Here is a 5,829-nt window from a genome sequence, read left to right as displayed (position 1 = left end):
TACGCTTTCCGAGCTGCGCGAAAGCCTGATCGCCGCCGAGACCGAGCTTTACGGCGGCGCCAGCCCGCGCGTCATCCCGTTCACCGACGTGCGCGACGCCGGCGCGCTTTTGCAACGCGCCGGCCTGGCCTTGCCCGTCGCCGATGTCGAGACGGTGACGGTGCGCTACGATTCCCTGTTCGGTCTGATGGCGGACCTGCGGGCGATGGGCGAGACCAGCGCGCTCATCGACCGCAGCAGGCGACCCGGCACACGAAGGCTGTTTGCCCGCGTCGCCGAAATCTACGCCGAGCGGTTTTCGGATGCCGATGGTCGCATCAGGGCGAGTTTTCCGATCGTCTGGATGTCAGGCTGGGCGCCCGACGCCTCGCAGCAAAAACCGCTGAAGCCGGGCTCGGCGAAAATATCGCTGAAGACGATACTGGAAAATCCCGGCGGGCGTTGACCGGATTCTGTCGACCGGATTTCTATGGATGCTGGTGGCCGGTCGCGATCACTGCGCGAAAGCGTTCACAAGCCTGCTGGAATTGTCGCTGAACAGCCACGAGAGTGCGTCAGCCGCCTGGCCGATGCCGCCTATGATGGTAAGCGACAGCACGGTCACGATCAGCCCATATTCGATGGCCGTCGCGCCGGTCTTGTCTTCCCAAAATCGTTGCAGCAATGTTTTCATGGCCGTCGATCCCGCTTGCCGGAACTCTAGCGCCGACTTGTTAAGAAAGGTTAATGGCACAGGCTTAACAGGCGGTGAAACGGCTGCTCTAAACCATCTCAGCAGTCGCCGCTGCGTTTGCCATTGTCGCGTATCACGCAGACCGAACTGGGCAGCGGCTGCAGCACGCTCTTGCGCAGCGTGTAGGTCCCACGATGGCCGGTCGACCTCGTGCTCCCGACCGAGCCTGTGCTCATTCCGTCGAGGCCGCCGACAAAATGGTCGCGGGCGGATCGCGTCCGGCTGTCGAGCAAGGGCGTCGCGATCAAGGCCAGCGCCACCGCGGCCGAGCCGAACAGCAGCGTGATCCGCAATATGCCCATGCCGGCATGGACAGCGCTAAAGCTGCGGTCGGGTCGGATCGAATCCCAGTCCCTGTCGAGGCTCATGCAACCGCCCTCCGGCGAAGGCCTGAACACGGCCTTCCCACGATTTCCATGCCGTCAATTTTTCACGGCAAGATAAATCTTCCATTAACGTTGTCTAAGTCTCGGACGGTACAATCACAAAAGATCGATGAGGAACTGGATTAACGGCGCGTCGGCCGGCGGCATCGGAAAATCGCGCATCTGGCGCGGCCGCACCCATTTCAGCACCTGCCCTTCCTTCGGCTGCGCGATGCCGCGGAAGCGACGGCAGACGAACAGCGGCATCAGCAGGTGAAAATCATCGTAGGAATGGCTGGCGAAGGTGAACGGCGCCAGGCAGGGAATATCGGTTTCGATGCCGATCTCCTCGTACAACTCACGGATGAGGCATTCTTCCGGCGTCTCGCCGGGCTCGACCTTGCCGCCCGGAAACTCCCACAGGCCGGCGAGCTGCTTGCCTTCGGGCCGCTGCGCCAGCAGCACGCGGCCGTCGGTATCGACCAGCGCGCAGGCTGCGACCAGGAGCAGGCGCTTGCCGACAGGGTTCGGGCCGGTCATGCGCCGGGCGGCCGGCGATAATGGTAACGATAGACTTCGTCGAACCCGAGCGAACGATAAAGCGCCAGCGCCGGCGCATTGTCGGCCTCGACCTGCAGCCAGGCTTCCCGGGCGCCGCGCAGCCGGGCCCATTTCAGCGCTGACAGAATGAGGTGGCGGCCGTGGCCCTGGTTGCGTACCGATCTGTCGGTGGCGATCTCGAACAGCCCGGCAAGATCGCCATCGTGGACGCAGATCAGCGTCGCCAGCGGTTCGGTGCCCTTTTCGAGCGCGAACAGCCCGGCTTCCGGCTGGATGGCGCCGATGATCTCCGACAGGCCCGGCCGCAGCGACACATCCGAGCCGCTTACTTTGAGCGACGCGCCGATGAAGCGGCTGATGTCCTTCAGCGGGATCTGGTCCATGGCGGCATCGAGCTGGGCGTCCGCCAGCGGCAGCCGCATGACCAGCGATTCGTCGAATGTGCTCCAGCCTTCGCTGTCGAAATGTTTGGAAAGGACCGGACCCGACAGCGGCGATATGCGGAAGGTCAGCGGCCGGCCATAGGCGTCGAAACGGCGGCTGGCGCGGCCGATGCGCTCGGCGATGTGCTGGATGTCGCCGGGATCGAGCGGATTGACTGAATTCAGCCGCTTGGCCGGATGGCCCGCCGTCAGCCGCACCACCCAGGTGCCGTCATAATGCACCGCCGCCGCCGGCCAGGCGCGAAAGCCGGCCGCCTCATAGCGGCGCACGATGGCAAGCACGCTTGCCGGATGTCTGGAAACCAACGCCATCAGCTCCGATAATCGCCGTTGATGGCGACATACTCCTTGGTGAGGTCGCAAGTCCACACCGTCGCCTTGCCGCGGCCGATGCCGATATCGGCATGGATGCGGATCTCGTCGCGCTTCATGTAGGCCGATGTCGCCTCCTCGGAGTAGGCGACATCGCGCTCGCCCTCATGCGCCAGCCTGATATCGCCGAACCAGATCGACAGAAGGTCGCGGTCGGCCGGTTCGCCGGCCTTGCCGATGGCCATGACGACGCGACCCCAATTGGCATCCTCGCCGGCGACCGCCGTCTTGACCAGCGGCGAATTGGCGATCGACAGCGCGATGCGCTTGGCCGAGCGGGCCGATTTCGCGCCGGTGACGGTGACCTCGACCTGCTTGCGGGCGCCCTCGCCGTCGCGCACCACTTGCAGCGCCAGCGATTTCAGCACCTTGCCGAGCGCGCGGCGGAAGGCGCCGAGGCACGCATCCCCGGCATCGGTGATATCAGGCGCGCCGCGCCTGGACGCGGTGCCAGTGGCGAACATCAGCAGCGTGTCACTGGTCGAGGTGTCGCTGTCGACGGTGACCGCATTGAAGGTCTTGGCCGTGCCGCGTGACAAAAGATCCTGCAGCACGGGGGCTGCGATCGGCGCATCGGTGGCGATGAAGGAGAGCATCGTCGCCATGTCGGGCGCGATCATGCCGGCGCCCTTGGCAATGCCGTTGATGGTGACGTCGACGTCGCCGAGTTTCACCGTCACGGTCGCCAATTTCGGATAGGTGTCCGTGGTCATGATCGCCTTGGCGGCTTCGGTCCACAGATCCGGCCTGCCGTCCTTGACCAGTCCGGCGAGCAGATGGCTGAACTTGCCGGCATCCAGCGGCTCGCCAATGACGCCGGTCGAGGCTAGAAAAACCTCGCCCGGCGTGCAGCCCGCAGCCTTGGCTGCAGCCTCGCCGGTCATTGCCGTGGAGGTACGGCCCTTCTTGCCGGTGAAGGCATTGGCGTTGCCGGAATTGACGACCAGGACGCGCGCCTTGCCCTGCCCGAGATTCTGCCGGCAGAAATCGACCGGCGCCGACGGGCATTTCGACTTGGTGAACACGCCGGCGACCGTGGTGCCGGCATCGAAGACCATGGTCAGCAGGTCTGTGCGGTTCTTGTACTTTATCCCGGCCTCGGCGGTGGCGATGCGGACGCCCTCGATGTCAGGCATTTTGGGGTACTTCTTCGGCGCGAGCGGCGAAATGGTGGCTGACATGAAGACCTCGGGCGGGAAAATCGCAAGGGGAACGCCGGTTTGCCCGATAGCGGGCGCCGGTGCAAGGGCGTTTTCCCGACCGTTGCGGACGACATCAAACTGCCTGCAGCACGCTTCCTTCATTGGGCAGGATTGAGGAACCTCCGGAACATCTTCTGCACGCCCGGAATGAGGCCCCAGATCATGATCGCGACCATCAGCGGGGCGGTGACCAGCGTGCGCTGCCAGATCTCCCACTGTTCGGTCAGCGGGAACACGACATAGAGGATGGCGGTGATCAGCGGATAGACGCCGGCAAGCACCAGCAGCGCAAAGCGGAGGCGCGAGAAGCGGGCGGCGGTCGAGGTTATTGGTCTCTCCTTATCGTTACGAAACGTACCGTTATATAAAACGGGTCGTTTCGTTTCGTCAAGATGTCGTATATGCATGCTGAGGAAACTTGCCGATAAGGAAAAAAGCAGATGGGTGAGGACGCAGATCAGGCCCGCAAATCAATTGGCGCGCGGCGCAACCCCGACAGCGCCGACGCCATTCTCGACGCCGCCGAGGCGGTGCTGGTCGAGGCCGGTTATTCCGGCTTCTCGATCGAAGCGGTGGCGCGGCGGGCGCGTGCTGGAAAGCCTACGATCTATCGCTGGTGGCCGAGCAAGGCCGCTTTGCTCTTCGACGTCTATCAGCGGCTAAAGCGCGTCGACAACCCCGATACCGGAAACCTCGAGGATGATCTCGTCGGCTTCCTGAAGAACCTGTTCTCGCACTGGCATGAAACGTCCTCAGGCAGCGTCTTCAGATCGCTGATCGCCGAGGCGCAGTCGGATGCGACCGTAGCCGCCGTGCTTGTCGAATACACGAAAGGACGCCATGCCCATACCGCCCAGATGATCGAACGCGCCAAGGCAAGAGGCGAAGTGGCGGCCGACGTCGATTCCACGCTCGTCGCCGACCTGGTCGCCTCCTTTGCCTGGACTCATCTTTTGACCAATCGCCTCGACGAAGACGAAGCGATGCTGCGCAGGGCGGTTGGCTATGTGGTAAAAGGCATCGCTCCAACGGCAAACTCGCCGCCGGCGATCCGGCAGCGTTCACGGCGTCGCCGCATCGTTGGATAGGTAGAGAAGCTCCCTGTTCCCGGGCAGGGGGAGGATCTCGGCTTCATTCCAGCTTGGGTTCCTCGCCCCACGAAAGTGGGGAGAGGTGGCTCGGCGAAGCCGAGACGGAGAGGGGACCGGGCTCTACGAAGCCCCCTCTCCGGTCGCTTCGCCGAGCCACCTCTCCCCCGCTTCGCGGTGGGCGAGGAACCCAAGTATTGAGAGGACAGCCCATCTCTGCCTGCCGGGCAATGGCGCGCCTACTTGGCGTTTTCCAGCGCGTCGACCGTCTTCTTCAGCTTCTCGTCCGGGATCTCGACCTTGGCCTCGGCGCGCAGCGACTTTACCAGCGCGATGTACTTGTCGCGGATAACCGCCTGGCGGGCCTGGTCCTTGACCTGGTCGAAGGCCGGCGGCTGCTTGGCGCGCTTGTCCTCGACCTGGATGACGTGCCAGCCGAACTGCGACTGCACCGGCTGCTCGGTGTATTTGCCGACCGCCAGCGCGAAGACCGCCTTGTCGAACTCCGGCACCATCTGGCCGGGTCCGAACCAGCCGAGATCGCCGCCGCTGGTCTTGCCGCTCGGATCGCTTGTGTGCTCGTTGGCGAGCTTCTGGAAATCGGCGCCGCCGTCGAGCTGCTTGATGATCGTATCGGCCTCTTCCTTCGTCTTCACGAGGATGTGACGGGCATGCACCTCGTTGGTCGGCGGCGTGTTGGCGATTTCCTGGTCGTAGCGGGCGCGAATTTCGGCATCCGTGACCTTGCCGAGGACAACCTTCTCGACCATTTCGCCATGCAGGGCGCGCTGCTGCAGGAATGCCATGCGGCGCTGGAAGTCGGGATCCTTGTCGAGGCCGGTGGTGACCGCCTGGGCAGCCATGACCTTGATCTCGATCGCCGCCGAAAGTGCTGCGGCGCGGCGCTGTTCGGGCGGCATCTGCGCAAACTGCTGCGACAGCTCGCCTTCGGCAAGGGCAAGGTCTGCCTCGGTCAGCGTCTGGCCGTTGATCGTGGCGACCACAGCGTTCGGATCGACCGGCGCGGCCGGTTCGGCCGGGGCGGCCGGTTGGGCCGGGGCTGGT

Annotated in this window: 8 protein-coding genes and 1 pseudogene; 2 read left to right on the top strand and 7 right to left on the bottom strand. The window is 64.1% G+C overall.

The window, feature by feature from the left end; genetic code table 11:
* Window positions 1-445, top strand: a pseudogene (locus EOA78_RS34810) (SAM-dependent methyltransferase); the annotation flags it as partial.
* A gap of 48 nt (window positions 446-493) precedes the next feature.
* On the opposite strand, the gene EOA78_RS34805 reads toward EOA78_RS34810, so the two are convergent.
* The 6 genes from EOA78_RS34805 to EOA78_RS34780 all read right to left on the bottom strand — a co-directional run bounded on the left by EOA78_RS34805 (window position 494) and on the right by EOA78_RS34780 (window position 4,083).
* Window positions 494-673 (bottom strand): Flp family type IVb pilin, encoded by a 180-nt coding sequence (locus EOA78_RS34805; protein WP_127320177.1) that lies wholly within the window; start codon window positions 671-673, stop codon window positions 494-496.
* A 98-nt stretch (window positions 674-771) separates the two neighbouring features.
* A complete protein-coding gene (locus tag EOA78_RS34800; RefSeq protein WP_127320175.1) occupies window positions 772-1,101 on the bottom strand; it encodes a hypothetical protein in 330 nt (109 codons plus the stop codon).
* Between the two features lie 114 nt (window positions 1,102-1,215).
* Window positions 1,216-1,638 carry a (deoxy)nucleoside triphosphate pyrophosphohydrolase gene (locus EOA78_RS34795; protein WP_127320173.1) on the bottom strand — a complete coding sequence of 141 codons (423 nt, stop codon included), beginning with the start codon at window positions 1,636-1,638 and terminating at the stop codon, window positions 1,216-1,218.
* Window positions 1,635-2,414 carry a GNAT family N-acetyltransferase gene (locus tag EOA78_RS34790; protein ID WP_206533562.1) on the bottom strand — a complete coding sequence of 260 codons (780 nt, stop codon included), beginning with the start codon at window positions 2,412-2,414 and terminating at the stop codon, window positions 1,635-1,637. Before EOA78_RS34790 ends, EOA78_RS34795 begins: the two co-directional genes overlap by 4 nt.
* Window positions 2,414-3,655, bottom strand: a complete 1,242-nt coding sequence (gene argJ, locus EOA78_RS34785) for a bifunctional glutamate N-acetyltransferase/amino-acid acetyltransferase ArgJ (RefSeq protein ID WP_127320171.1) — start codon at window positions 3,653-3,655, stop codon at window positions 2,414-2,416. The genes EOA78_RS34790 and argJ overlap by 1 nt, the downstream gene beginning before the upstream one ends.
* A 119-nt stretch (window positions 3,656-3,774) precedes the next feature.
* A complete protein-coding gene (locus tag EOA78_RS34780; protein ID WP_245477999.1) occupies window positions 3,775-4,083 on the bottom strand; it encodes a hypothetical protein in 309 nt (102 codons plus the stop codon).
* A 33-nt stretch (window positions 4,084-4,116) separates the two neighbouring features.
* Between EOA78_RS34780 and EOA78_RS34775 the strand changes: the two genes are divergently transcribed.
* The gene (locus EOA78_RS34775) at window positions 4,117-4,764 is read left to right on the top strand and encodes a TetR/AcrR family transcriptional regulator (protein WP_127320169.1); all 648 of its coding nucleotides are present in this window, start codon (window positions 4,117-4,119) and stop codon (window positions 4,762-4,764) included.
* A gap of 239 nt (window positions 4,765-5,003) precedes the next feature.
* Here the strand turns inward: EOA78_RS34775 and EOA78_RS34770 are convergent.
* On the bottom strand, window positions 5,004-5,829 hold an 826-nt coding region (locus EOA78_RS34770), incomplete at its 5' end, for a peptidylprolyl isomerase (RefSeq protein WP_127320167.1).

This window comes from Mesorhizobium sp. M5C.F.Cr.IN.023.01.1.1, from assembly GCF_003997585.1.
Taxonomy (GTDB): Bacteria; Pseudomonadota; Alphaproteobacteria; order Rhizobiales; family Rhizobiaceae; genus Mesorhizobium; species Mesorhizobium wenxiniae.
The sequence above is the reverse complement of the archived record's forward strand: the minus strand, read 5'-3'. Positions and strand labels throughout refer to the sequence as shown.